Source organism: Arthrobacter liuii, assembly GCF_014639275.1.
Taxonomy (GTDB): Bacteria; Actinomycetota; Actinomycetes; order Actinomycetales; family Micrococcaceae; genus Arthrobacter; species Arthrobacter liuii.
Genome location: NZ_BMFW01000007.1, coordinates 64374 through 89962 on the forward strand (window position 1 = coordinate 64374; position 25589 = coordinate 89962).

The 25589-nt window shown below is 65.2% G+C and carries 22 protein-coding genes; 9 read left to right on the forward strand and 13 right to left on the reverse strand.

The features are described from left to right. The first annotated feature begins 172 nt into the window (after positions 1–172). Complete coding sequence (gene ald / locus IEW19_RS09990; RefSeq protein WP_188571477.1) at positions 173–1291, forward strand: alanine dehydrogenase; 1119 nt, start codon at positions 173–175, stop codon at positions 1289–1291. 81 nt (positions 1292–1372) lie between these two features. Here the strand turns inward: ald and IEW19_RS09995 are convergent, their stop codons facing one another. The 7 genes from IEW19_RS09995 to IEW19_RS10025 form a co-directional block, all read right to left on the reverse strand. After that, on the reverse strand, positions 1373–2893 hold the full coding sequence (locus tag IEW19_RS09995) for a S8 family serine peptidase (protein ID WP_188571478.1): 1521 nt from the start codon (positions 2891–2893) through the stop codon (positions 1373–1375). Between the two features lie 154 nt (positions 2894–3047). Then, complete coding sequence (locus IEW19_RS10000; RefSeq protein WP_188571479.1) at positions 3048–4115, reverse strand: Gfo/Idh/MocA family protein; 1068 nt, start codon at positions 4113–4115, stop codon at positions 3048–3050. A gap of 110 nt (positions 4116–4225) precedes the next feature. Further along, positions 4226–5926, reverse strand: a complete 1701-nt coding sequence (locus tag IEW19_RS10005) for an ABC transporter family substrate-binding protein (RefSeq protein ID WP_188571480.1) — start codon at positions 5924–5926, stop codon at positions 4226–4228. 52 nt (positions 5927–5978) lie between these two features. Then, the gene (locus tag IEW19_RS10010) at positions 5979–8177 is read right to left on the reverse strand and encodes an ABC transporter ATP-binding protein (protein WP_188571481.1); all 2199 of its coding nucleotides are present in this window, start codon (positions 8175–8177) and stop codon (positions 5979–5981) included. Continuing rightward, positions 8174–9163, reverse strand: coding sequence for an ABC transporter permease (locus tag IEW19_RS10015; RefSeq protein WP_188571482.1), 990 nt, complete (start codon positions 9161–9163; stop codon positions 8174–8176). Before IEW19_RS10015 ends, IEW19_RS10010 begins: the two co-directional genes overlap by 4 nt. Before the next feature lie 2 nt (positions 9164–9165). Beyond that, positions 9166–10149 carry an ABC transporter permease gene (locus tag IEW19_RS10020; RefSeq protein WP_188571483.1) on the reverse strand — a complete coding sequence of 328 codons (984 nt, stop codon included), beginning with the start codon at positions 10147–10149 and terminating at the stop codon, positions 9166–9168. 267 nt (positions 10150–10416) lie between these two features. After that, positions 10417–11028 (reverse strand): TetR/AcrR family transcriptional regulator, encoded by a 612-nt coding sequence (locus IEW19_RS10025; RefSeq protein WP_373283584.1) that lies wholly within the window; start codon positions 11026–11028, stop codon positions 10417–10419. Between the two features lie 120 nt (positions 11029–11148). On the opposite strand from IEW19_RS10025, the gene IEW19_RS10030 reads away from it, so the two are divergent. The 5 genes from IEW19_RS10030 to IEW19_RS10050 all read left to right on the forward strand — a co-directional run bounded on the left by IEW19_RS10030 (position 11149) and on the right by IEW19_RS10050 (position 14907). Next, complete coding sequence (locus IEW19_RS10030) at positions 11149–11706, forward strand: NAD(P)H-dependent oxidoreductase (protein ID WP_188571484.1); 558 nt, start codon at positions 11149–11151, stop codon at positions 11704–11706. A gap of 189 nt (positions 11707–11895) precedes the next feature. Continuing rightward, a complete protein-coding gene (locus tag IEW19_RS23465; protein WP_229748414.1) occupies positions 11896–12558 on the forward strand; it encodes a GerMN domain-containing protein in 663 nt (220 codons plus the stop codon). A 72-nt stretch (positions 12559–12630) separates the two neighbouring features. Beyond that, positions 12631–13923, forward strand: coding sequence for an aminotransferase-like domain-containing protein (locus IEW19_RS10040; RefSeq protein ID WP_188571485.1), 1293 nt, complete (start codon positions 12631–12633; stop codon positions 13921–13923). A 44-nt stretch (positions 13924–13967) separates the two neighbouring features. Next, positions 13968–14396, forward strand: a complete 429-nt coding sequence (locus IEW19_RS10045; RefSeq protein ID WP_188571486.1) for a universal stress protein — start codon at positions 13968–13970, stop codon at positions 14394–14396. 175 nt (positions 14397–14571) lie between these two features. Further along, complete coding sequence (locus IEW19_RS10050; protein ID WP_188571568.1) at positions 14572–14907, forward strand: hypothetical protein; 336 nt, start codon at positions 14572–14574, stop codon at positions 14905–14907. A 32-nt stretch (positions 14908–14939) separates the two neighbouring features. Here IEW19_RS10050 and IEW19_RS10055 read toward each other — a convergent pair whose 3' ends face one another. From IEW19_RS10055 to hisC, 5 genes are all read right to left on the reverse strand, one after another. Then, positions 14940–15557 (reverse strand): phosphatase PAP2 family protein, encoded by a 618-nt coding sequence (locus IEW19_RS10055; protein WP_229748415.1) that lies wholly within the window; start codon positions 15555–15557, stop codon positions 14940–14942. Between the two features lie 31 nt (positions 15558–15588). Then, positions 15589–17088 (reverse strand): dihydrolipoamide acetyltransferase family protein, encoded by a 1500-nt coding sequence (locus tag IEW19_RS10060; protein ID WP_188571488.1) that lies wholly within the window; start codon positions 17086–17088, stop codon positions 15589–15591. 7 nt (positions 17089–17095) lie between these two features. Then, entirely contained in the window at positions 17096–18076 is a 981-nt protein-coding gene (locus IEW19_RS10065) for an alpha-ketoacid dehydrogenase subunit beta (RefSeq protein ID WP_188571489.1), read from the reverse strand. Further along, positions 18076–19308, reverse strand: a complete 1233-nt coding sequence (gene pdhA / locus IEW19_RS10070; protein ID WP_188571490.1) for a pyruvate dehydrogenase (acetyl-transferring) E1 component subunit alpha — start codon at positions 19306–19308, stop codon at positions 18076–18078. Before pdhA ends, IEW19_RS10065 begins: the two co-directional genes overlap by 1 nt. Positions 19309–19457: 149 nt before the next feature. Beyond that, positions 19458–20576: a histidinol-phosphate transaminase gene (hisC, locus tag IEW19_RS10075; RefSeq protein ID WP_188571491.1), complete on the reverse strand. Its 1119-nt coding sequence runs from the start codon at positions 20574–20576 to the stop codon at positions 19458–19460. Positions 20577–20684: 108 nt separating this feature from the next. Here hisC and IEW19_RS10080 point away from each other — a divergent pair, with 108 nt between their 5' ends. Continuing rightward, positions 20685–21110: a phage holin family protein gene (locus IEW19_RS10080; protein WP_188571492.1), complete on the forward strand. Its 426-nt coding sequence runs from the start codon at positions 20685–20687 to the stop codon at positions 21108–21110. Between the two features lie 181 nt (positions 21111–21291). After that, on the forward strand, positions 21292–22218 hold the full coding sequence (locus tag IEW19_RS10085; RefSeq protein WP_188571493.1) for a glycoside hydrolase family 25 domain-containing protein: 927 nt from the start codon (positions 21292–21294) through the stop codon (positions 22216–22218). Positions 22219–22246: 28 nt separating this feature from the next. Here the strand turns inward: IEW19_RS10085 and IEW19_RS10090 are convergent, their stop codons facing one another. Beyond that, positions 22247–23623 carry a hypothetical protein gene (locus tag IEW19_RS10090; RefSeq protein WP_188571494.1) on the reverse strand — a complete coding sequence of 459 codons (1377 nt, stop codon included), beginning with the start codon at positions 23621–23623 and terminating at the stop codon, positions 22247–22249. A 457-nt stretch (positions 23624–24080) separates the two neighbouring features. On the opposite strand from IEW19_RS10090, the gene purB reads away from it, so the two are divergent. Further along, positions 24081–25523 (forward strand): adenylosuccinate lyase, encoded by a 1443-nt coding sequence (gene purB, locus IEW19_RS10095; RefSeq protein ID WP_188571495.1) that lies wholly within the window; start codon positions 24081–24083, stop codon positions 25521–25523. The last annotated feature ends 66 nt before the right edge of the window (positions 25524–25589 follow it).

The window sequence follows — 25589 nt, forward strand, 5'->3', positions numbered from 1 at the left end:
TCAGGACTCGACAGGTGTCGAGCATAAGACGGCAAGAACCGCGGAATGACGCGGTTCTTGAGACCGCCGCCGGTCCACAGCGTGTCACCTGGCTCACAGCGGGATTTATCGTTGAAACACGAAATCCCTTCCGCTTTTCCGGCCTACCGGCCCCGCAAACCTGGAGCAGACGATGATCATCGGTGTCCCCAAAGAAATCAAGAACAACGAATTCCGCGTGGCCATCACAGCCGCCGGCGTCCACGAGTTCCGCACGCACGGACATATCGTCCTGGTGGAGCGCGGGGCCGGGCTGGGCTCAGGTATTACCGACGAGGAATACTCGATCGCCGGCGCCGAGATCGTCAACGAAGCGGATGACGTCTGGGCCCGGGCCGACATGGTGATGAAGGTCAAGGAGCCCATCAAGTCCGAGTACCACCGCTTCCGCAAGGGCCTCATCCTCTTCACCTACCTCCACCTGGCCGCGGAGCCGGAACTGACCAGGGAACTCATCAACTCCGGCGTCACCGCCATCGCCTACGAAACCGTGCAGGAAGGCCGCTCGCTGCCGCTGCTGGCTCCCATGTCCGAAGTTGCAGGCCGCCTGTCCGTGCAGGTGGGTGCCACTTCCCTGATGGCTCCGGCCGGGGGCAAGGGTGTCCTCCTGGGCGGCGTGCCCGGCGTGCGCCCGGCCAAGGTAGTTGTCCTGGGCGCCGGGGTTGCCGGCACCAACGCCGCAGCCATGGCCCTGGGCCTGGGCGCCGACGTCACCATCCTGGACATCAACATCAACCGCCTGCGCGAACTGGACGCCCAGTACCAGGGCCGGCTGAAGACGGTTGCCTCCAACAAGTACGAGATCGAAAAGTCAGTGGTGGACGCCGACCTGGTGATCGGTTCAGTCCTGATCCCGGGCGCCAAGGCTCCCAAGCTGGTCACCAACGACCTCGTGGCCCGGATGAAGCCCGGCTCGGTCCTGGTGGACATCGCCGTGGACCAGGGCGGCTGCTTCGAGGACACCCACCCCACCACGCACCAGGAACCCACGTACAAGGTGCACAACACCATCTTCTACTGCGTGGCCAACATGCCCGGCGCCGTGCCCAACACCTCCACGTACGCGCTGACCAACGTCACCCTGCGCTACGCCGTCTCCCTGGCGAACCTCGGTGTCAAGGCCGCCTTCGACCGCGACCCCGCCCTCGCCGCAGGCCTCAACATCGCCGCCGGCCACGTGGCACACCACTCCGTGTCCGAGGCCCACGACCTGCCCCTCGTCAAGGATTGGCACGAGCTGGTTTCCGCCTGATGCATCAATGAATGACGACGGCGCGTCCCCGGCTTCCGAGCGAAAGCCGGGGACGCGCCGTCGTACTTTGGGGAAGGTGCGTCAGCCCCCGATCGCGCGGAGGGCATTCAGTGCGCCGTGGCCACTGAAGCTGTTGTAGCCAGCGCCACCCTTGCAGACCTGCGGGGCTCCATTGTCCAGCGCCGGGAAGAAGCTGTAGATGCCCGTGTCCGGCGGGCAGGCCACCGGGTCCGCCGTGCCGGTGATCCGTGCGGCGACGGCTCCGGGACTGCTTACGCCACTGCTGACCACCAGCGCCGCAACACCGGCCACATGGGGTGCGGCCATCGAAGTTCCCTGGAGGTAGCAGTAGGTGGCACCACTGGGGTCAACAACCTTCCGGAGACAATGGCTTATCAGGGCTGCCGGATAGGTGGACAGCACCCGCCCGTTCGGCGCAGCAGCCGTCACCTGCAGCACGGAGTCACCGCCTGGTGCCATGACATCGGCAGTGCCCGAACCATAGTTTGAGAAGAACGATTTAAAGCCCTTGTTGCCGCTGGCTGTCACGCCGATCACCCCGGGCACCTCGGTGGGAACCACGGCACAGGCGTTGGTGATGTCCCGAACAGCGGGGGTGGTGTCATCGGGGCTGGTTGCATCCTGGGTGGGATGGGCCAGGTCATCCGCTTGGTTATCCTGCGCCGCAACCACCGTGGTGCCGTTCTGCTGGGCGAACCGGATCGCCCGGCGCTCTGCCTCCCAGATGCTGCGCTGCACGGGGTCGTTCTTGCAGTTGAACAGCCAGGGATCGGCGAAGTAGCTGTTGTTCGTTACCTGGATGCCCTGGGAACCGGCCCACATGAAGGCGCAGACCACCGCCTCAGGGTAGAACAGGCCGTCGGCGTTGCCGGCCTTGATCCCGGCGATTTTGACGTTCGGCGCAACACCCACCATGCCGATGCCGTTCTTGGCGGCGGCGATAGTGCCTGCCGTGTGCGTACCGTGCCCGTTGTCATCCATCCATGCGGCCGGGCTCTGGTCCGGGGCCCCTCCTACGCAGGAGACACTCTTGGCGAAGTCGACATTCGGCGCCAGGTCGGGGTGCGTGTAGTCCAGGCCAGTGTCAATATCCCCCACCACTACGGACGGGCTGCCGCCATTGACTGCCCGCGCGGCCGGGGCCTGGATCTGATCCATGTCCCACTGCAGCGCGCCCAGTGTGTCGTTGCCGGGTGCCGGCGCGCCAGGCGCCACGGGCGCAACCGCCGGGCCGGCAGTGGCGTCCTCCTTGGCTGCCACCCCGAAGCTGGCCGTGGAGGCGGCTCCCTGGACCGATGCATCCGCGGATTGAAGTGCCGCGCCAAACCCGGCGTGGTCCGACGACACCACGGCGACGCCGATCTGTGGATAGGACTGCACCACCGTGCCGCCCGCGTTCCGCACGGCGGCCAGGGAGGCGCCCGAAACTGAGTTTCCCTTGTACAGGACAAGATAGGTCTGCGCTGTCCCGGTTCCGGCTGCCGGCCCGGACGGCACCAATGCCTGGGCGGGAGCCGCAAAGAGGCTTGCGGCGAGCGCCGCCACACCTATCGGCGCCGCGATCCTGAAGAACTTCTGCATGCTGCTGCTCCATTTCTGCCGGAACCGGGCGGCACGCAATAGCAGGCTCCCCAGCACTGGCCACTGTTTCCGATCCAAGGACTGCTTGCCCCAGACCTGCGGCTGCAACAGCCCAAAGCTGGACGCGCCGCTGAACAGACCTTAGTGATATCGATCACGTTTGGGCAAGGGTGCGTGCGTCCTCAATGATCTTGAGGACGTCGACGGCGTCTTCCGGATTCACTGGAAGGGGCAGGGCTGAGGCGGTGCCGCCGTCGCGGATCTTTGCCGCCAGGATGCGGTAGAACTCCGGGTAGTTCCCCCGTTCGGTTGGAAGTTTGTCCAGGTGGCCGTCGCGGCCCAGCAGACCCGCCCATTCCGGTGCTTCCACACCGTAGTCCCTGTCCAAGGGGCTGCCGCCGGCCACGATGTAGGGCTCCTGCGGGTCCACCCCGTTCTTGGTGTAACCGCCGATCGAGCCCAGCACCCGGAAACGGGGCCCCTGCTGGGCGCACAACATGTTCATTGCCAGGTGGCTGGTCACTCCGGACTGGTGCCGCAGGGCCAGGAAGACGTCGTCATCCGCACGCTCGTCGGAACGGCGTGCCTTCAGTTCCGCGTGGAGCACCGTGGCTGGGCCAAACAACTGCAGCGCCTGGTCAACCAGGTGGCTGCCAAGATCGAACAGGGCACCTCCCCCGTCCGCTGCCGTGGCCCGGGCCTTCCAGGCTTTGCCGATTGCCGGGGACCAGCGCTCGAAGCGCGACTCGAACCTGGTGACCCGGCCCAGGGCCTGGGCGGCCAGCAGCTTCCGCAGGGTTAGGAAGTCCCCGTCCCACCGCCGGTTCTGGAACACCGTGAGCACCCTGCCCAGCTGCCGTGCCAGCGCAACCAGTTCCTGCCCCTGGGCGCTGGTGACAGCGAACGGCTTGTCCACCACCACGTCCAGGCCCGCCTCCAACGCCGCCTTGGCCAAGGGGTAGTGGGCCATTGGCGGCGTTGCCAGGACCACAAGGTCAAGGTCAGCTGACCGCTCAAGGACCGCGGCGCCGTCGCGTACCACCTCCGCCCGCGGAAGCCGGGATGAGGCAGCCCCCTGCCGCCCGGCGTCGGACGTTGCGATGACGTCCAGCGAGTAGCTGCTGTTGGCAGCCAGCAGCGGTGCGTGGAAGACGCTGCCGGCCAGTCCATAGCCGACGACGGCAGTGCGGATGGCGCGGGGCTCGCCTTCGGTTCCGGTCATGGAAGCAACGCTACCCCCGGTGCCGCGGGCACAAACAAGAAGCCGGCACCCCTGGTCTGCCCAGGGATGCCGGCGTCTACGCTAGGCGGCTGAGGCCGCCCGAGTGGTGCTTACTTCTTAACCCAGCCGATGGTGGTCCAGTCCGGAACCTGCGAGGTGCTGCGGAACAGCGACGGGCCGTAGTTGGCCAGCCCCGTCCGGACGAAGGAGATCTGCGGGCCGTTGAAGACCACGCCCATGGAGTAGTACTTGGCCATGTGCTCCTTCTCCACGTCCATGGCTGCCTTGTTGCGGGCGGCGTTGTCCTCGATGGACGTAAGATCAGCGATTTTCTTGTCCAGCTCGGCGTCGCCCAGCTTGTTCTGGTTGGTCTTGGAGTCGTAGTACTGCTTAACGGCTTCCGTGGCATCCGCGCCAACGGTGTAGCCGGAGATGCTCAGGTCGAATTCACGGCTGCCCACGACCTTGCCGAAGTCGGCGGAGGCACGCTGGTCGATGCCGACATCCATGCCGCCGGCCTGGAGCTGCTTCTGGAGGGTCTGGGCCACGGCCACGGTTGTGGGATCGTCACCGAAGTTGCTGATCTTGAACGTTGCAGGCTTGCCGTCCTTCTCCATGATGCCGTTGGCGTTGGCCTTGTAGCCGGCATCGGTGAGGATCTTCTTGGCGGCGTCTGCGCCGGTTTCCTTGACCGGGTAGTTGTCCTGGTAGTAGTCCGAGAACGGCAGCAGCATCATGGAGCCGGAGCTGGGCTCTTCCCAGTTCAGCCCGTTGAAGCGGACCTTACGGATTGCTTCGCGGTCTACGGCGGCGAAGATGGCCTTGCGGACGTTGACGTCGGTGATGCGCTGGGCGTTAAGATTCAGGCCACCGGCAAAGAGGCGCTGGCCGCGGCGGATTTCTGAATCTTTGGTGCCGTCCAACTGCTTGTACAGCGAAATGGTGTTGGCGTTCATCGCATCAATCTCGCCGTTCTTGAACGCGGCGATCTGCGCACTGGTTTCCAGCTGGCGGAAGACCACGTTCTGTAGGACGGGCTTCTGGCCCCACCACTTGTCGTTCGGCACCAGGCTTACCGTCTTGGCAGCCGCGTCATACTGGTCAATCTTGAAGGGACCAGCCATCCACTCCGGGTGCAGGTTCCCGTTGAAGCCCTCGTTGAAGATCTGCGGAGAGTTGACGGCGGGGTGTATCAAACCGGTAAACAGGGAATCCAGCGGATAGACCGGCTGCCTGGTCTTGACAATGACTTCCTTGTCACTGCTGCCGGCCTCGACGGATTCAATGAACCCATAGTTGCCGGAGCTGACAATGTCGTACCCGGCATCCGGGCTCTTGAGGATGTTCCAGGTGTTCTTGAAGGCCTTGACATCGATGGGAGTGCCGTCGTTATACGTGGCCTTGGGGTTGACCTCAATAGTGATGGTTTGCTTGCCATCCTTTACTTCGTTTTTTACAGACTCGCAAAAGTCCTTATTAGGGGTGACCTTTCCGTCGAAGGCAATGTCCCAGCATCCCCAGGTGCCTGCTTGGTCGATAGGACGGTGGAGCGCAGTGTTGTCCGCGCTGTTGCCGTTGTTGGAGAACCCGTTGAAGTCCGGCCCGATGTTGCCCAGTGGAAGGGTGACCTTGCCGCCTTGCTGGAGGTCGGCGGCCGGCTTCTCATTGATGCTGATCAGCTTGGAGAGGTCGCCTCCGGATGCTTCCGCCTTGGCTGTTTGGGGGCCGCTGGCACCGCCACCGCCGCAGGCTGTCAGCGCCAAGGCCGCGGCAATGGCCGCAACTCCGCCGATCCTGTTCAGTTTCCTCATGGTTTTCCCTTCGATTGGTGCGAGTGGTGGTGCTTTGGGGTTCGAAAAAATCCTAGGGTGCAACGTGGTCCGCCGGCTCGTGGACCACCAGCATGTCCTCATCCATTTCCCCGTCCGGGAAGAAGCAGGCGAACTGCTGGTCCGTGGCGGATGCCGCTGGTTCCAGGGGCGGTTCCAGGGTGAGGCACTTCTCCTGCTTGCCCGGGGGCAGTGCCGCGAAGACAGGACAACGGGTGGCAAAGTTGCAGCCTTTGGGAGCCTGCAGCGGGGAGGGCAGGTCACCCTGGAGGATGATGCGTTCGCGGGTGCGTTCCAGCTGCGGGTCCGGCACGGGGATGGCCGAGAGGAGCGCACGGGTGTAGGGATGGCGGGGGTTGTCGAAGACCCGGTCCACGGCACCGATCTCCACAATCTTCCCCAGGTACATCACCGCCACCCGGTTGGAGATGTGGCGCACCACGGAAAGATCGTGCGCCACCAGGAGGTAGCTCAGGCCCAGTTCCGCGCGCAGGTGGTCCAGGAGGTTGATCACGCCGGCCTGGACCGAGACATCCAGTGCCGAGACGGGCTCATCAAGGACCACCAGCTTGGGGTTCACGGCCAGCGCGCGGGCGATCCCGATCCGCTGGCGCTGGCCGCCGGAGAACTGGTTGGGGAAGCGGTTGACGTGGTCAGGCTGCAGGCCCACGAGCCTCATCAGCTCCATGATCCGCTTCCTGATGGCTGCCCGGTCCATACCCGCGTTCTGCAGGGGCTCGGCAAGGACCTCGTACACCGTGAACCGGGGGTCCAGGGCTCCCGTGGGGTCCTGGAACACCATTTGGAGTTCGCGCCGCATCCTGCCCTTGGTCTTTGCGTCGGCCGCCTGCTTGTTGCTGAGGCCGCCGATCACCACCTCGCCGTCCTGGTCCGGGTGGAACTCCATGATCTCCAGGAGCGTGGTGGTCTTTCCGGATCCCGACTCACCCACAATGGAGAAGCATTCGCCTTCGCGGATGTCGAAGCTCAGGCCGTCAACGGCCTTGACGGTGCCGATCCTTCGCTTGATCAGGGCGCCCCTAGTCAGCGGGAAGTGCTTCCGCACGTCCTTGAGCTGCAGTACGGTGGACCGCTCGGCCCGGGGAATCGCGTCGAACCGGGACAACGGCACCGGCGGGGCGGTGAACACGTCATGGACATCCACGGTCCCGCCCAGGGATTCGGACTTGATGCAGGCAGCCCGGTGCAGTGCCCCGCCGGCCACGGGTGCCAGGGGGGGTTCGCCGTCCAGGCAGGCGTCCGAGGCAAGGGGGCAGCGGGGGGCGAACGAGCAGCCGGTGGGGGTGTGAATCAGATTGGGAGGCATGCCCTCGATGGGGACGAGCGAGGATTTCTCCGCCGCGTCCACCCGGGGCACAGCCCCCAGCAGGCCCATGGTGTACGGCATCCGCGGGTTGTAGTAGATGTCATCCACCGCGCCGGTTTCCACCGGCTTGCCCGCGTACATGACCATGATGTCGTCCGCCATGCCTGCCACCACGCCAAGATCGTGCGTGATCATCACGACGGCGGCACCGGTCTCCTCCTGCGCCGTATGAAGCACCTCAAGCACCTGGGCCTGGATGGTAACGTCCAGGGCCGTCGTCGGCTCATCCGCAATCAGGACACGCGGGTTGTTCGCGATGGCAATGGCAATCATGACGCGCTGGCGCATGCCGCCGGAGAACTCGTGCGGGAAGGCCTTGAGCCGGTCCTTGGGGCTGGGAATCCCCACCATGGCCAAAAGCTCGACGGCGCGGGCTTCTTTGGCCGTCCTGCTCATGGCGGGATGGTGGATGGTCAGCGCTTCCATGATCTGGGTGCCCACCGTGAACACGGGCGTCAGGGAGGACAGGGGGTCCTGGAAGACCATTGCCAGGTCGTTCCCGCGGAACTCACACATGGCTTTGTCGCTCAGTCCCAGGAGTTCCCGGCCCTTGAGCCGGACGGACCCGGTGACCTCCGCCGTGGGCGGCAGAAGCCCCATGATGGCCAGGGAGGTGACCGACTTGCCGGAACCCGATTCACCCACGATGCCCAGGGTCTTGCCTGGCATCAGGTCGAAGTCGACGCCCCTGACGGCGTGGACCACGCCGTTCTCTGAATTGAAGCGGACGTTCAGGTCGCGGACGGAGAGGACCGCATCGGAAGCGGCGTGCAGGCCTGCCACATGGAGGCGCTCGACGTCCGGGCGTGCGGAGCCCGTGGCTCCGGTGGTGGTTTCGCTGCTCATGCCGTCTTCTTTTCCGCGTGGATTTTCCGGGCTTTGGCCTTTTTGGCTTTGCCGGTGGAACTGGAGCTGGGGTCGAAGGCGTCACGCAGGCCGTCGTTCATCATGGCCAGGGATCCGGTCAGCAGGAACATGACAGTAAGCGGAACCCAGAACATCCACGGGAACGTCTGCACCTGGGAGGTGGCCTGGCCGATCAGCACGCCGAGGCTCACATCCGGAACCTTGATGCCGATGCCGATGAAGGAGAAAGCCACCTCGGCGAGGATTGCCGCCGTGACGCCGCGGGTGATGTCCAGGATCAGCAGCGAGCCGATGTTCGGGACCAGGTGGCGCCAGACGATCCGGCGGGGCGGGACGCCCATGTACTGGGCGGCTTTGACGAAGTCCCGTTGCATGAGGGACATGGACATGGAGCGGATCAACCGGGCCGTGCCCATCCAGCTGAACACCAGCAGGACGATGATCAGCAGCAGCCACGAGGGAAGGTCGCGTTTCAGGCCGGCCCCTCCGCCGCTGGTGGCGACGGCCACCACCAGGAGCGCCGGCATCATGATCAGCGCCTCCAGGATGAACAGCATGCCCTTGTCCACTTTGCCGCCGAAGTAGGCCATGGTGCAGCCGTAGACGGCGGCGACCAGGACCGACACCAGGCCCACCACCAGGCCGATCAGGATGGAGATCCTGGTGCCCTCGACGGTCATTGCATACAGGTCGATGCCGGCCTGCGAGGTGCCGAGGTAGTGGTCTGCCGACGGCGGCATCCCGATGTTGAACGGGTCAATGGTTTCCTTGTCCCACTCGGTGAAGAACCCGCCGATGAATGAGAAAACGGTCAGGGCCAGGAAAATGGCCAGGCCCGCCACCGCGGTCTTGTTGCGCAGGAAGCGGCGGAAGATGATGGTGTTTTTGCCGATGACGACGTCGACACTTTCCAGGTGCGCGTCCTGCGCCACGGCTGCCGGGTCAACGGCGTTCAGGTAGGTCATGGCTACTGCACCCGCACTCTCGGGTCGACAAGCGTAGTGGCGAAGTCCGCGAGGACGGCGCCGATGGCGAAGATCACGGAACCGTAGGCCAGCGTCGCGGTGGCGGCGTTGACGTCCTGCAGCGAGATCGCATCGATGCTCCAGGAGCCGACGCCGGGCCAGGCGAAGATCTTTTCAGCGAAGAAGCCCCCGGCGAAGATGGCCGGGATGGTGAAGGCGATGCTTTGGGCCACCGGAATGAACGAAACGCGAAGCGCGTGCCGGGCGATCGCCTGGTTCCGGCTCAGGCCCTTGGCCCGGGCGGTACGGACGAAGTCGGCGTTGACGTTGTCCAGCAGGTATTGCCGCTGCGCGATCTGGTAGGCGCCCCAGCCCACCAGGGTGATGGCCACCGTAGGCACCACATAGTGCGCCAGCATGTCAACGAACTGGGGCCAGCCGGGCTCCACGCCCGGGGTGGAGATGCCGGTGACGTAGAAAATCCGCTCTCCGACCGATTCGTTGATGTTGATGGCACCCAGCTGCACCAGGAAGTAGGCGATGGGGGCGGGGACGATATGCGCCAGGTAGCTGTAGGACGTGATGACGCGGTCCTGGAACTTGTACTGCCGTGCCGCCGAGTAGACACCCAGCGCGACGCCGATCACCAGGGTCAGGACGATGGACGCCAGGAACAGCCGGGTGGAGATCCACACCCGGTCACCGAACTCGGCGTTGATGTAGGCGCCGTTGGGGCTCCGGCCCCAGTCCCAGCGGGTGACAATGGCGGTGAGCCAGTCGACGTAGCGCTCCCACGGGCTGAGGTCCGGATCCAGGCCCTTTAGCCGCATTGAGTCGGCAACCTGCTCCGGGGTGGGCCGGGGGATGCGTTCCTGTTCAAGCAGCGCCGGCTTGAGCGAGCTGACAGCCAGGAAGTAGCCAGCGGACGTGGTGAGGAAGATCATCACCACATACGTGATGCCGCGCTTGGCGAGGTACTTGAGCATGGGCGCTGCTGGATCCTTCCGTCTTCCCCGGACAAGGACGGATTGTGCCGTCTCACCGGGTCCTGCACCAGCGGGTAGCTGGCCTCCCCGCAGCCCAAAGGGCAGGTCCTGATGGACTATGTCGCGGGTCACATTCCAGAGGAAACTATCACAAGCGCCAACCCGGAAAGTGTGGGAATCACCCGAATTCGGCGTGCCGTATCAGATCGTTATGAATAATTCTGTGAAGTTGGTGTGACTGGACGCAGAGCCATTCCACCGCGTAATCTACGCTCGCCCTGCCACCCGTGTGACAAGGTCGCGCCAGGAAATTGCTAGCCGCTCACTGGTGACTCCGTGTTCCCGGACAAGGTGCAGGAGCCGCTCAGGGTCCAGGGTTGAGTTAAGGGATCCGGCCATCAGCCATGGTTCCGGGGAGTCGAAGCCGGCTTCCCGCAAGAGCATCTCCACGTGCTGGTTCCAGAGGGCAGCGGCCGGGACTTCGAACCTGCCCCGCGGGGCATTGCCGGCCGCGAGGACCAGGTCCCCGTATTCCAGCACGTAGGCGATCCGTTCGCTTCCGAAGGCGATGAGCCGGTCGAGTGGCGCGGCGCCTGGGCCCAGGGGCGGCGGACCGAACAGGAAGCGGGCCTGAAAGGCGGCCTCCGAGTCGTTCAGCAGGGTCAGCATCAATCCGGCCCGGCTGCCGAAGCGGCGGAAGACCGTGCCCTTGCCTACCCCTGCGTGCTCCGCCAGGCGGTCCATGGTGAGCGCCGCGGCTCCGCTCTGCTCAATCAGCTCCCGGGCAGCCAGCAGGAGGCGTTCCCGGTTCCGGGCAGCATCGCTGCGTTCCGCGGCCGTTACCGGCGTCATTCGCGGCCGCACTGGGATGGAACTCACAAAGACAGTCTAGCCATGGGGAATACAACCGGACTGCGGTCCGTTTAGTCTGGTGAAGGCTCATGAGCCTGAAGTTTGACCGAATGCGGCCGCCGCCGCGCCCCCTAGCCAGGAGTTCCCATGACTAAGAGCACAGTACTTACCCTTGTCGGCAGCCTCCGCGCCGAGTCCACCAACCAGAAGCTGGCGGAAGCCATCCAGCTCAACGCCCCCGAGCAGGTGGACGTGGTGATCCACGAGAGCCTGGGCAACATCCCGTTCTACAACGAGGACCTCGACGTCGAGGGGCAGGTCCCGGCCGCCGCCGCAGCACTGCGGGCCGCAGCTGAAGAGGCGGACACGGTCCTGCTGGTCACCCCCGAACACAACGGAACCGTTCCCGCAGCACTGAAGAACGCCATCGACTGGCTGTCCCGCCCCTTCGGTGCCGGCGCCCTGGCAGGCAAGCCGACTGCCGTCGTCGGCACTGCGTTCGGCCAGTACGGCGGCGTCTGGGCCCAGGATGAGGCGCGCAAGGCGGCCGGCATCGCTGGCGCGCAGATCCTGGAAGAGGTCAGGCTCGCCGTCCCCGGCTCCATGGTTCGCTTCGCCGAAGTCCACCCCAAGGACGACGCCGAGGTAGTTGAACAGATCAAGGGCGTCTTCGACGCCCTGGCCGCGGCGGCACCGGCAGCCTAGCCTCCCCGCAGCTCCCCAGCGCCCGGCACGCAGTTGGCGTGCCGGGCGCTGCTGCGTCCAGGTCCCCCGTGACCAACTCTTGTCCCAACCGGTACCTTGCGGACATCTGCGCCGGCGAGGGCCGCCGTAGCGTTAATCCACTGGACCTACCGGATCGGATTGCGGTGCCGCATGGCAAGACAATGGAGTTTGGGCGGACGTGGGCGGAGCACCCGGGCCGCCGCCGCAGTGGGCAGCCTGGTGCTGCTGCTCGCAGGCTGCAGCCTCCCCCAACCCGATGGGACTTCCCTGCCGGGGACCGGCGAAAGTGCCGGATCCAGCGCAGCCCCGCTGGCCCTCCTTCCCGACACAAATGTGGGCACCCCACCCGGAGCCGAGGCCGGAGAGGCGGCCGGGAAGACGGGAGGTCCGCCAGCGCCGGCCTCGCCGGACCCGGGCAGCAGCAGGGGGCGCACGGCCAAGGGGGTGACGGCGTACTTCGTGCTGGTGGACGACGGCGGGAGGCACGGCGTCCGCTTCGGCTGCAATGACAGCCTGGTTGGCTCCGCCCAGGCAGGTGGCGCAGGCGATGCGCGGCTCGCCGCGGCGATCGGTGCCCTGCTGGGAGGCGAACAGCAGCCGGGAAAGCTCTACAACGCACTGGGCGGTGCCCGGCTGAAGTTCCTCTCCGGCAGCTTTGACGGCACCACCGTCACCGTCTACCTGGCCGGCACCCTGAACCCCGGCGGCGCCTGCGACCTTCCGCGGGTGGAGGCCCAGCTCACCCAGACTGCCCTTGACGCGGCGGGGGCCATCCGGGCTGACATCTACATCAACGGGGAGACCCTGGCGGACTACCTGAAGCTGAAGTAAGGCTCCCCAGCCGGTAAATCATGGATAAACAACTGATGCTTTCAGGGCAACCGCTGGCTGTATCCTGACTCTGTGACCCACGAAACACTTGACGCTGCGGCAGGGACGCTGCCCGCCGAGGCCATCGACGCGATCGAGCGCGCGGCCACCTCGGCGCACCGCCACGAGGAACTGTTCTCCGAGCGTGCGGCCAACATCCGCCAGTCGGCAGTCAGGGATGTCTTCGATATCTCGATGCGGCCCGGCCTGGTGTCCCTGGCCGGAGGAAGCCCGTACCTGCAGTCCCTTCCCCTGGACCGACTCGCAGCAACGGCAGCGAAGATCATCTCGGAAGACGGACTCACCGCGCTTCAATACGGCGCCGGGCAGGGAACGTTGGAGCTCCGGACGCAGATCTGCGAAGTGATGGCCGCCGAAGGCATCCTGGATGCCAAGCCGGAGAACGTGGTGATCACGGCAGGTTCCCAATCCGCGCAGGACGTCGCCACCAAGCTCTTCTGCAATCCAGGTGACGTGGTGCTGGTGGAGGACCCCACCTATGTGGGCGCCCTGAACACTTTTGAGGCCTACCAGGTCCAGGTGGAGACCGTGGAATTGGACCAGTACGGGCTGGTTCCTGAACTGCTGGAGGCGCGGATTGCAGCCCTCCAGCTTGCCGGCAGGAGCATCAAGTTCCTCTACACCATCCCCAACTTCAACAACCCCTCCGGCATCACACTGGCCAAGGATCGCCGGCAGCAGGTGGTGGACATATGCCGCAGAGCGAATATCTTGGTCCTTGAGGACAACCCCTACGGCCTGCTCCGCTTCGAGGGTGAGCCCCTGGCCCCCCTGCGTGCGGCCAATCCGGACGACGTCATCTACCTGGGCTCCTTTTCCAAGATTTTCGCCCCCGGCCTGCGGATCGGTTGGGCCCTGGTTCCGGAGCACCTGCAGCGCCGCTACTACCTTGCCGCCGAATCAGTGACGCTCTGCCCGCCTGCCCTGAACCAGATGCTGGTCTCCGCCTACCTGCGGGACTACGACTGGAAAGGACAGATCGAAACCTACCGCGGACTGTACGCCGAACGGTGCCGGGCGATGCTGGCCGCACTCAAGGAATACATGGCCGCCGGTACCTCCTGGACCAGCCCGCAAGGCGGCTTCTTTGTCTGGGTGACCCTGCCCGAGGGTGTCGACACCTACCCGCTCCTGCACAAGGCGATTGGCGCCGGCGTCGTGTTCATCCCCGGCGCCGCCTTCACGCCGTCGGACGATCCGTCCAACAAGTTGAGACTGGCCTTCAGCGCCGTTCCCCCCGAGGCGATCGCCGAGGGAGTGCGCCGGTTGGCGCCGGTCCTGCGTGAAGCCATGGCTGCGCTGTAGCGTAAGCCAGACGAGTGCCGAAAACCGAGCAAAGGAGCATGCATATGGGTGGAATCATCGTTGTTGGTGTTGACGGCAGTGAGACCGCAAAGAAGGCGGCCGAATCGGCCAAGGACCTGGCTGCAGGCCTGGGCGCTTCGCTGCATATCGTGTCGGCCTTCGACAGCGACCGGACCGAAGTGTTCGGCAGCGGAAGCGACCGCTGGATCGTGTCTGACGCGGACGCCGCCGAGCAGGTGGCACGGACGGTAGCGGAATCACTGGGCCGCGACGTCACCGTGACGTATTCGGCAGCGCGTGGACGGCCCGCGGACGCCCTCATCAAGGAAGCCGTGCGCATGGATGCCCGCATCATCGTGGTGGGAAACCGGCGCATGCACGGCATCGGTCGGGTCCTCGGCAGCGTGGCCAACAGCGTGGCCCACAACGCCCCGTGCGATGTGTACATCGCCAACACCTACGACGCCGACTGAGCCATCCGGACCAACCCGGGTAACCCCGGACACTCCCCGTGGTGGCGGATATGGCTGCGGGGGGTGTCCGTTCTCACCCGTCTATCACCATTTCAGCTGCTGGCGCAACGATAAAATCGTGAGAGGCCCCAAAGGCGTGGACACCGACGAATCCACCCCCAGCGAAGGGCTCACCTTGATCACCTTGCAGCGCCGCCAGCTCGTTGGCCACGACATCCTCCTGGCCCGCCACGGCAACCACATCAGCTCCATGCGGGTGGACCGCAGCAACGACAGGGTGGTTGCACTGCTCGATGACGGCAGCCTGGACAGCGCCCCCAACCTGATCACTCCCGGACTCCAGCTTCCCCAAACCGTGCGCAGCGTCCTGCGCGAGGACTGGAAGCTTTTGAGCGCCTGGGCCGGCATGGCCGCCCTGGTGGGTGGACTGATGACTGCCGCCGCGGTTGTCCTGGGAACCACCGCCGACCCGGCCATGCTTGAGGCCTTCACAGCGTACTCCGCGTACTAGGCCAACTTCCCGCCTGCCGCGCACCGGGCTGTTCAGCCCGCCAGCAGGCCCTGCAGCAGCCACCAGATCCCGGCCATCACCACTCCGCCGAAGAGCGAACCGGCCACCACCTGCGCTAAGGAATGGGCCCTCAGGACCACCCGTGACCAGCTGACCGCCGGGATCAGGAGCAACAGCGGGGCCCACGCGATGCCAAGCATCAGCACCGATACGACGGCGGCGCAGGACACGGCAGCGGCGTGACCGCTCATTTTCCAGAACGGGCTGACTGCCGCCAGCACGGCCACCCCGCCCACCACCGCCAGGACCATGACCACCACGCTCTCCGGAGCCCCCACCGCGCCCAGCACCACCAGCCCTGCCGCGATGCAGCCCAGCGCCATCAGGAGCACGGGTGCGCGCTGCTTCCGGTCGCTGACGTGGTGGTCTGTGACCTTTCCCAGCCTGACGAGGAACAGCAGCACCACCAGCGGCAGCACGCACACAAAGAGGGCCGCCAGCGCCCCGTAGCCGATGGTTCCCGGATATCCTGCTTGGGCGATCGGGCTGATGAGCAGCTGCAGTGAGACAACCACCGGAGGCTGGAAGGCCTCCGTCAGCCACCTGGCCACGCGGCTTTTGGCTCGGATGGACCCGCTGACTGTTATCACGTCCCAGTCCATGGCGCCGAGTACACCAGGCCTAGTCCAGCAGGAGCGCGGGCTCTTCCAGGATGGCCGCGACGTCGGCCATAAAGCGCGCGGACAGATCGCCATCCACCACGCGGTGATCGAAGGATCCCCCCAGCGTGGTGATCCAGCGGGGAATCACCTCGCCGTCCAGGACCCAGGGCTTCTGCTTGATGGTTCCGAAGGCCACAATGGCAACCTCGCCCGGATTGATGATGGGCGTACCTGTGTCGATGCCCAGGGCGCCGATGTTGGTGATGGTCAGCGTCCCGCCCTGCATCTCCGCAGGCTGCGTCTTCCCGGCCCGGGCCGTGACGGCCAGGTTGTTCAGCGCCAGGGCAAGCTCCTTCAGCGACAGGTCCTGGGCGTTCTTGATGTTGGGGACCATGAGGCCACGCGGCGTGGCCGCGGCGATGCCCAGGTTCATGTAGTGCTTGACGTGGATTTCCGCCGTGTCCGAGCCTTCGTTGTCCACCCACGCGGCATTCACGCTGGGGTTGCGCGCGGCGGCCCAGATCACGGCTTTAGCCAAAATGAGCAGCGGCGATACCTTGATGCCCTCGAAATCCCGGGAGGCCTTAAGCCGCTTGACGAACTCCATGGTGCGGCTGGCGTCAACATCGACGAAGATGCTCACATGTGGCGCGGCGAAGGCCGACTCCACCATCGCCTTTGCCGTGGCTTTGCGGACGCCCTTGACCGGGATGCGCTCCACGCGCTGGTCCTGCGGCTTGCCGACCTTGCCCCAGAAGCCGTCGGCCTTGTCCAGTTCCGCGTCGCGCTGCGCCTGGTAGCTGACCAGGTCCTCACGCGTCACCTCGCCCCGTGAACCGGTGGCCACGACGTCCGCGAGGTCGATGCCCAGGTCGCGGGCGATCTTGCGGACAGGCGGCTTGGCCAGCACCCTGTTGACCAGGCCCGTGATGGTGCCGCCAATGGTTGGACGGTTGTCGACGACGGCGGCCGGATTGGCGGAAACCGCAGCGGGGGTGCGGGGCTGGACTGGTTCAACCTCCGGAGCGTTGGCGGTCACGGCCGTCGCCGGAGACGTCTTGCGCGGACGGCGCTTTACGGCGTCGGCCTTGGGTCCGGAACCCACCAAGGGAGCGTTGGACGTGGCGGCCGCGGCGCCGTCGGCCAACGCCTCGTCCGCAGCATCCCGGGACAGCTTGCCGTAAAGCGGCTGGGCGGGGACATCCGGGGCGACGGGGACATCGGCGGCGACCGGGGCCTGGGGGGCACGGACGTCGGCAGGAGTCGGGTCACCGGATACCTCGTCGCTGACGCTGATGATGGCGGTCCCGACGTCGACGGTCACCCCTTCCGGGACCAGCAGTTCGTTGACGGTCCCGGCAAAGGGGGACGGAAGTTCCACGATCGACTTTGCGGTTTCGATCTCGCAAATGACGTCGTTGATGGCCACGGCATCGCCGGGTTTGACCTTCCAGGAGACGATTTCCGCCTCGGTGAGGCCCTCGCCGACGTCGGGCAGGTTGAACTTGTTCAGGGTCATGGTGTCCTCAGTAGGAGAGGGCGCGGTCCAGCGCCTCCAGGATGCGGTCGATGTCCGGAAGGTAGTCTTCCTCCACCTTCGCAACGGGGTAGGGCATGTGGAATCCGCCCACGCGGATCACCGGCGCCTCAAGGGAGTGGAACGCCCGCTCACTGATCCGGGCTGCAATCTCGCCCCCGATTCCGCCGAACGTGGGTGCCTCGTGCGCCACGATCAGCCTGCCGGTCTTCTGCACGGAGGCGGTGACGGTGTCGAAGTCGATCGGCGAGATCGACCGGAGGTCGATGACCTCGACACTCCTGCCGTCCTCCTCCGCGGCATTGGCGGCCGCAAGCGCCACGGGCACCAGGGGGCCGTAGGCCACCACGGTGGCGTCTGTACCCTCCCGGAGGACATGGGCCTTGAAGGGATCCTCCGAGGGGCCGGGATTCTCGACGTCGACGTCGCCCTTGAGCCAGTAGCGGCGCTTGGGCTCGAAGACGATGACCGGGTCTTGGCACTCCACGGCCTGCTGGATCATCCAGTAGGCGTCATGGGGGTTGGACGGGCTGATGATGCGCAGGCCGGCCGTGTGGGCGAACAATGCCTCCGGGGATTCGGAATGGTGTTCAATGGAGCCGATGCCCCCGCCGTAGGGGATCCGGATGACCACGGGCACGCTGAGGTTGCCGTTGCTGCGCGAATGGATCTTGGCGAGCTGGGTGGTGATCTGGTTGAAGCCGGGAAAGACGAACCCGTCGAACTGGATCTCGCACACTGGGCTGTACCCGCGCAGGGCCAGGCCGATCGCGGTGCCGATGATTCCGGACTCGGCCAGCGGGGTGTCTACTACGCGGTCCGGGCCGAACTCACCGATCAGCCCGTCGGTTACCCGGTAGACGCCGCCAAGGGGCCCGATGTCCTCGCCCATCAACAGTGATTTGGGGTTGGCGGCCAAGGTGGCGCGAAGGCCCTCATTGATGGCCTTGGCGATGGTCATGGTGGTCATCAGTGGCCTGCCTTTGCTGCGTGCCCGGCGGACTCTTCCTCGCCGGCGAATCCTGCGCTGTATTCCTCGAACCACGCCAATTCCTCGGCCACCAGCGGGTGGGCCTCCTTGTAGACCTTGGCGAAGGCCTGCCGGATGTCCGGGTTCTCAATATCGTGGGCCGTGCGCCGGACGTAGGCAGCCAGCTCGTCGCCGTCAGCCTTGACCTTGGCGAAGAATGTGTCGTCCGCGAGGCCTTCTGCACGCAGGTACTTTTCGAGCCGTGCCAGCGGGTCCTTGGCACGCCAGGCGTCCTCTTCCGCCGACTGCCGGTATTTGGTGGGATCGTCGGCGGTGGTGTGCGCACCCACCCGATAGGTGAAGGCCTCGATGAGGACCGGGCCCTTGCCTTGGCGTGCGTGCTCCAGCGCCCATTCGGTCACCGCGTGGACGGCGATCACGTCATTGCCGTCCACGCGGATGCCGGGGAAGCCATAGCCCTTGGCGCGGTTGGAGAGCGGAACGCGGGTCTGGACGTTGGTGGGGACCGAGATGGCCCAATGGTTGTTCTGGCAGAAGAACACGACGGGGGCCTTGTACGAGGAGGCGAACACCATGGACTCGTGGACGTCGCCTTCCGAGCTGGCGCCGTCGCCGAAGTAGGCGATGACGGCGGCATCGGGCTGCTTGCCCGCGCCGTTCGCTGCTGCGGCGAACTTCTGGTCGCGCTGGATTCCCATGGCGTAGCCCACGGCGTGGAGGGTCTGCGCGGCCAGGACCAGGGTGTACAGGTGGAAGTTGGTGTCCCTGGGGTTCCAGCCGCCGTTGGACACGCCGCGGAACTGGCGCAGGAGTTCTGCCAGGTCCACATTCCGGGTCAGGGCTACGCCGTGCTCCCGGTAGGTGGGGAAGATGTAGTCCTGCGGCTGGCTGGCCCGGCCCGAGCCGATCTGCGCTGCTTCCTGGCCGGTCAACGGTACCCACAGCGCCAGTTGGCCCTGGCGCTGGAGGGCCGTGGCTTCGACGTCGAACCTCCGTATCGCGGCCATGTCGGCGTACAGGCCACGGAGGTGCTCCGGGGTGAGTTTGTCCGCATAGTCGCTGAAGACCGGATCCGCACCCAGCTTCCCGTCGGGACCGAGCAGCTGCACCATCTGGGCCGCGGGCTCGCCCATGACGGCTTCAGCATCGGCTTCCCGCTGGTCGTCTACCGCTGTTCCGTCAAACTCGGTGGAAGGCAGATGAGTGCCCATACCGTCTCCTTGCTTGCCGCATCCGGATGCAATGCAATGTCGCTGGGATATATGCCCCAGAAGGAATACATTCCCTTTATGGCATATACATTGGCTTACTGATCCTAACTTTATCTTCGGTAAGTAGCGGGAGGGCTACATGTTAAGTGCTAGGAAGTTGCTGGCGCCTTTGTATAGTCGGCACACAATTGGAGAAAGCGGGTGTTGGCCTCGGGTTCCCCGATGCTGACCCTCACGCCTTCTCCGGCGAAGGCCCGCACCGAGAGGGCACGGCTCCCCGCCATCTCTGCGAAGGCGGCGCTTTCAGCACCAAGTGCGAGCCATACGAAGTTTCCCTGGGCATCAGGGACGGCCCAGCCGAGTTGGCGGAGACCGGTAGTCACCCGCACCCGCTCGGCCACGAGTTTTTGTACCCTTTCCACAACCTGTGCATGGTTCTCAAGCGAAATTATTGCTGCTTTTTCGGCTATTTGGGATACCGCGAAGGGCGTTGCCGCGACCCGCAGGTACTGGGTGAGTTCAGGGTGGGAAACACTGTAGCCAACCCGGAGGCCTGCGAGGCCATGGGCCTTGGAAAACGTCCGGAGCACCACCACATTGGGATATTTGCGGTAAAGATCGATGCCGTCCACAGCATCCTCCGCCCTGACGAATTCCTGGTAGGCCTCATCAATCACCACCACCACGTCGGCCGGGACGGACTGGATGAAGGCCTCAGTTTCGGCAGCTGTGAGCGCCGGGCCGGTGGGGTTATTGGGCGTGCAAAGAAGGATAACCTTGGTGCGGGCACTGACGGCGGCCGCCATGGCCTCCAGGTCATGACGGCCGTCTGTAGTCACGGGGATGCGCACGCTCTCGGCACCTGCCAGGCCCACGCTGATGGGGTATGCCTCAAAGGAGCGCCAGGCATAGATGACTTCGTCCGCCTTGCCGTCCTCGTTCTGCCCGGCGAAGGCCGCCAGGATCTGGTTCAGGGCCCCCAGGCTTCCAGCTCCGGTCACGATATCCTCAGCGGGCACCCCCAGGAATTCTGCGAGCGCCGTACGAAGCTTGCTGCTTAGCGGATCCGGATACCTGTTGAAGTCCGTCTGGCTGGCTATGGCCTCGAGCACCGCAGGAATCGGTGGGAGCGGGTTTTCGTTGGAGGACAGCTTGTAGCTGGCCAGACCGCTGACGGCGGCCGCCGGCTTTCCTGCGGCGTAGCGGGGCAGCCGGTCCAGCACGGGCCGCGGTATGATCCCGCCGGCCCTGGTCTCAGGTGAAGTCATGGCTTCCAGCCTACGTCCAAGCCCCGCGCGAACCCGGGGAGCGAACGGCTGAATAATTGGGGGCCCCGCCGCCAGACAGCGGGCCCGACCGTATGGAAGCATGAAGGCATGGGCTCTTACCTCCTTCGGATTGTCGTCAACGCTGCCGGCCTCTGGATCGCCAACTGGATCCTGCCGGGCATGGACATTACCAGCACCGGGGCATCCGCTGCGGTGGCCAGGACCGGCATTTCGCAGGATCCCGGGATCATCGGCATCGTCCTGGCCTACCTCTTCATCGGCCTCATTTTCGGCCTGGTGAACTCATTTGTCCGGCCACTGGTCAGCCTTCTCGCACTTCCAATCACCATCCTGACCCTTGGCCTCTTTGCCATCGTCATCAATGCCGCCATGCTGTACCTGACGGCCTGGATCAGCAGCTACACGCCCGTTCAACTCACGATTGATACCTTCTTCTGGACCGCAGTGCTGGCCGTGATCATCATCTCCCTGGTCTCCTTGGTGGCAGGCCTGCTGCCGAGCGGCCGCCGCTGACAGCTGCGAGTCCAAGTAGGAGGCCGGAGGTAAACAGGTACCAACAGGTGCCCTTTCTCCGAAGCACTTCCAAAACTTCAGTACCGGCCACCCATGACCCTCTGGGGACGACCCCCCTAGGCTGCCAATCGGGCCCATAAAGAGGCCCGTTGCTGTCAGTTCCGGAAACGGGGGCCCCAGAATGAAGCCCATTAAAATCCTGCTTGCTGCCTGCCTGCTTTTCGCATGGCAAGTGGGCCCGGCACACGCGGACGTCGAAACAGGGCCGGTACCGCAGGGCGCCGCCGTGCTGGGAAACGACATCTCCTGGCCCCAGTGCGGCAGTGATCTTCCCGCACCCCCGGCGTTCGCGATCGTGGGGGTGAACGGCGGAAGGCCGGACACCGTCAACCCATGCCTGGCCGCTCAACTGGCCTGGGCAGGCCAGAGCTCGGAGGCAGCCGCAGGCACCCCGGCGGCGGTATATGTAAATACTGCCGCAACAGGGCCCGTGGAGTCCTTGTGGTGGCCTGCAAACAACACCTACCGCGGCACGGAGGTCAGTAATCCCTATGGGATGTGCAACGGTACGGCGTCCCCGGCCTGCGCATACGTCCACGGCTACGCCATGGCCTTCAACGACGTGGTGATCCTGAAGGAATCCGGCGACGGCGCGGCAAGGCGTATGTGGTGGCTGGATGTAGAGACCGGGAACAGCTGGCTGTGGGACAAGGCCGCCAATGCTGCCGAGCTGGAGGGCATGACCGCGTACCTGGTGGGAACCGGCGCGGAAGTAGGGATCTACTCCACGGCCTACCAATTCGGCGAGATCGTGGGGGAAGTCAGTCCCGGCAGCAACCTCCACGGGCTTAGGAACTGGCTGGCGGGTGCAGAATCCGCAGCGTCCGCCCGGGAGTATTGCTCGTCGGCTGCCCCCCTCACTCCCGGTGCGCTGGTCACGATGACCCAGTTCACTGAAGGGGACCTCGACTACAACTACCCCTGCCCGTCCGCCGCGCCGGCACCGGCAACGGCAACGGCACCGCAGCATGACCCACAGCCCGCCCCGCAACCAAAGACGACGCGCGTTACCGCCTACGCTGAACTGCACGCCGCCCAGATCTCATGAGGCCAGCGGCCCCGGTGCGGATAGGTTCCTATTTCGCACCCGGTTGGGGACGGCCCGAGAGGGGGTCCCGGCGGTCCAGCGGACGAGGGGGCGCCGGGGTCTTTGACAACGAGAAGCGGGCGGCAGTGGCAGTACCACCGGCACCCAGGACAGCACCCAGCGCCGCCGTGGAGTGGACCAGTGACGGGTCCTTGCTGGCGGACACCAGCCGGGCCGCCTCCTCATAGCCGCTGAGGCGGTGCCCGGGTCCGAGGCCGGCGTCTTCCCCTTCCGTAGTGGTCACCGGGTTGGTCATGGTTACGGTCACCCTGTTCCGAGTATCGGCGTTTGGAGCTCCGTCGGCACCCGGCACCCAATCTGCTTCATGCTCCAGATGCAGCGAGCTGACACCTGTTCCCGGCGTGATGCCGGCGACTGGCGATCCTGCAGTAAGTACATATCGGACATCGTAAGTGCGGAGGAAGCGGGGATCGGCAGAGAGATTCATGGCGTGGATACCGCCCTGGCTGTAACCAATCGCCACGACCGGCGCTCCCTGCTTTGCACCGGCCGCTTCGAGCGCCTCAAGGATGGCTGAATTCACTTCCGAGGAACTGTAAAACATTCCTTCGGCGATGCCTGCTTCATCGAACGGGTTGGGACCGCCCGCTCGAATGCCTGCGGGTTGAGTACCGGGAATGACAACGACATATGCGGTTTCCGATCCATTTGCCACCTCCAGTATTTCGATGAAACCGGGTCCACGTGCTTCTATCTGCCGTATCCGCTGCAGCAGGCCGGCAGGCGAAGTATCCAGTTCCACGGCAACTTCTTCTTCACGCTGCACTTCGATGTGCCTCGGCTTAAGACCTGACGCGGCACCGAACACGGCGTCCCGGACCCACGCGTTTCGTTCAATATTGGCTTTCATCGAGGAGGACTGCGCTCCGAGCTGGGCCACCAGCCATTCCATCGTTTGCCTGTCTGCTGCTTTGGAGGCGAGGATCACGAGTGCCGAGTGCAACAGCTCCTGGGTGCTGCGGTACCCAAAATACCGGCCCGCTGCAGCGCGCTCTTCGGCGTTTTCATACTCACGGATGCAGCTGCGTACCTCGGTGCTGATCCGCTGCATTTCGGACCGGACGGCCCGGAGCACCCATTCACTGTCCCGCACGCTTGCTATGTGGCCCGCGTCGGACCACGCACCCTGATGGTCCACCCGGCAAAGCCCGTCCAGGATGCGCCCGGTTTCCTCCTCAGCCCATGACAGATGTCTTGCCAGCCCTTCAAGCTTCTCCGCGCCTGCCGTAAGTTCCTCAATTTGCACAGTGATGCCGGAAGTGCCGCCGCTCACGGTGAGAGTCCCCTCCCGGGAGGGGCCATACAGCTGGATGGCCCCGCCGCCGGGCGGAGTTTTGGTGCTCATCCCGGCCGGCTTGAACTGGCCAGCGACGGTATGGGACCCTGCTGAGCCCGCCGTGCCAGCGCGTTACCGGCCTCCTGCAACCGGTCCAGCGCGCGGCGCAGACTGGCTGCCTGGAGAGTAACAGCGTCCCGGTAGGCGCGGCCGGCCGGAGATTGCCAGTCGAGCATCTGGATGTCCTGGAACCCGCCAAGAACCTGTTCCACCCGGGCACTGCAAGACACAAGGCGGCCCGCGAGCGCATGTAGTTGGGCGTCCATATGCTCCCCGCCCCGTATCCCGTCCATCAGATTGTTCCCCTGCCAGCTTCCTGTCATGGCCTTACTGGCCCAGCTAAATCCTGCTGCTCCCAACGCTAAGGACGCCCACCCTTCCAGGTAAGAACCGCCGTCGGCTATGTGGACAAGTAACGTGGTTGACCCGCTTAAGGCGGCGGCGGACTTCATGAAAGAATCAGCTCATGCCTGAAACTGCCGCCACAGCTGATACCCGTACGCCCTCAGGACGCCTGGCACTCGCCGCGTCGCCGGAAAAAATCGCGCTCGGACCCCTGGACGGCCGTTACCAGTCCGCCGTCGCGCCCCTGGTCGACTACCTGTCCGAGGCTGCCCTGAACCGGGACCGCGTAGCCGTCGAAGTTGAATGGCTCATCCACCTGACCAGCAACAACGTCCTTCCCGGCGCCGAACCGCTGACGGCGGAACAGCAGCAGGAGCTGCGCGCCATCGTCACCGAATTCGATGCCGCCTCCGTGGCGGAACTGGCGGAAATCGAAGCCGTCACCGTCCACGATGTGAAGGCCGTGGAGTACTACATCGGCCGCCGCCTCCCGGCGATCGGCATCGAAAACCTCACCGCCATGGTCCACTTCGGCTGCACGTCCGAGGACATCAACAACCTGTCCTACGCCCTGGGCATCAAGGGCGCCGTGGAGGACGTGTGGCTGCCCGCAGCCCGCAAGTTGGTGGCGCAGATCAGCGGAATGGCCGAGGAGAACCGCGCGGTGCCCATGCTGTCCCGCACGCACGGCCAGCCCGCCACGCCCACCACCCTGGGCAAGGAACTGGCGGTCATTGCACACCGCCTGACCCGCCAGCTGGACCGGATCTCGAAGACCGAATACCTCGGCAAGATCAACGGCGCCACCGGCACCTATGCAGCCCACGTGGCTTCCGTCCCGGGCGCCGACTGGCAGCAGGTGTCCCGGACGTTCGTGGAGGGCCTGGGGCTCACCTGGAACCCGCTGACCACGCAGATCGAAAGCCACGACTGGCAGGCCGAGCTCTACGCCGACGTGGTCCGCTTCAACCGCATCCTGCACAACGTCTGCACGGACATCTGGAGCTACATCTCCATCGGCTACTTCGCGCAGATCCCGGTTGCCGGTGCAACGGGCTCGTCCACCATGCCGCACAAGGTCAACCCCATCCGCTTCGAGAACGCCGAGGCGAACCTGGAGATCTCCAACGGCCTCCTGGACACCCTCGCCGCCACGCTGGTCACCTCCCGCTGGCAGCGGGACCTCACCGACTCCTCCAGCCAGCGCAACATTGGCGTGGCGTTCGGCCACTCCCTCCTGGCCATCTCCAACGTTGCCAAGGGCCTGGAACGCCTGGACGTTGCGGAAGACGTTTTGGCGGCGGATCTGGACACCAACTGGGAAGTCCTGGGCGAGGCCATCCAGATGGTCATGCGCGCCGAGGCGATCGCCGGCGTCGAAGGCATGGAGAACCCCTACGAGCGCCTCAAGGACCTCACCCGGGGCCAGCGCGTGGACGGGGCCCGGATGCAGGAGTTCGTCCAGGGCCTGGGACTGTCCTCTGACGCTGAAGCGCGCCTCTTGGCCCTCACGCCCGGAAAATACACTGGCATCGCCGACCAACTGGTGGACCACCTGAAGTAAGCCCGCAGCCGGTCAGGAATATACGACGGCGGCTCCGGGCTCCCACGGGCCCGGCGCCTTCCGCGC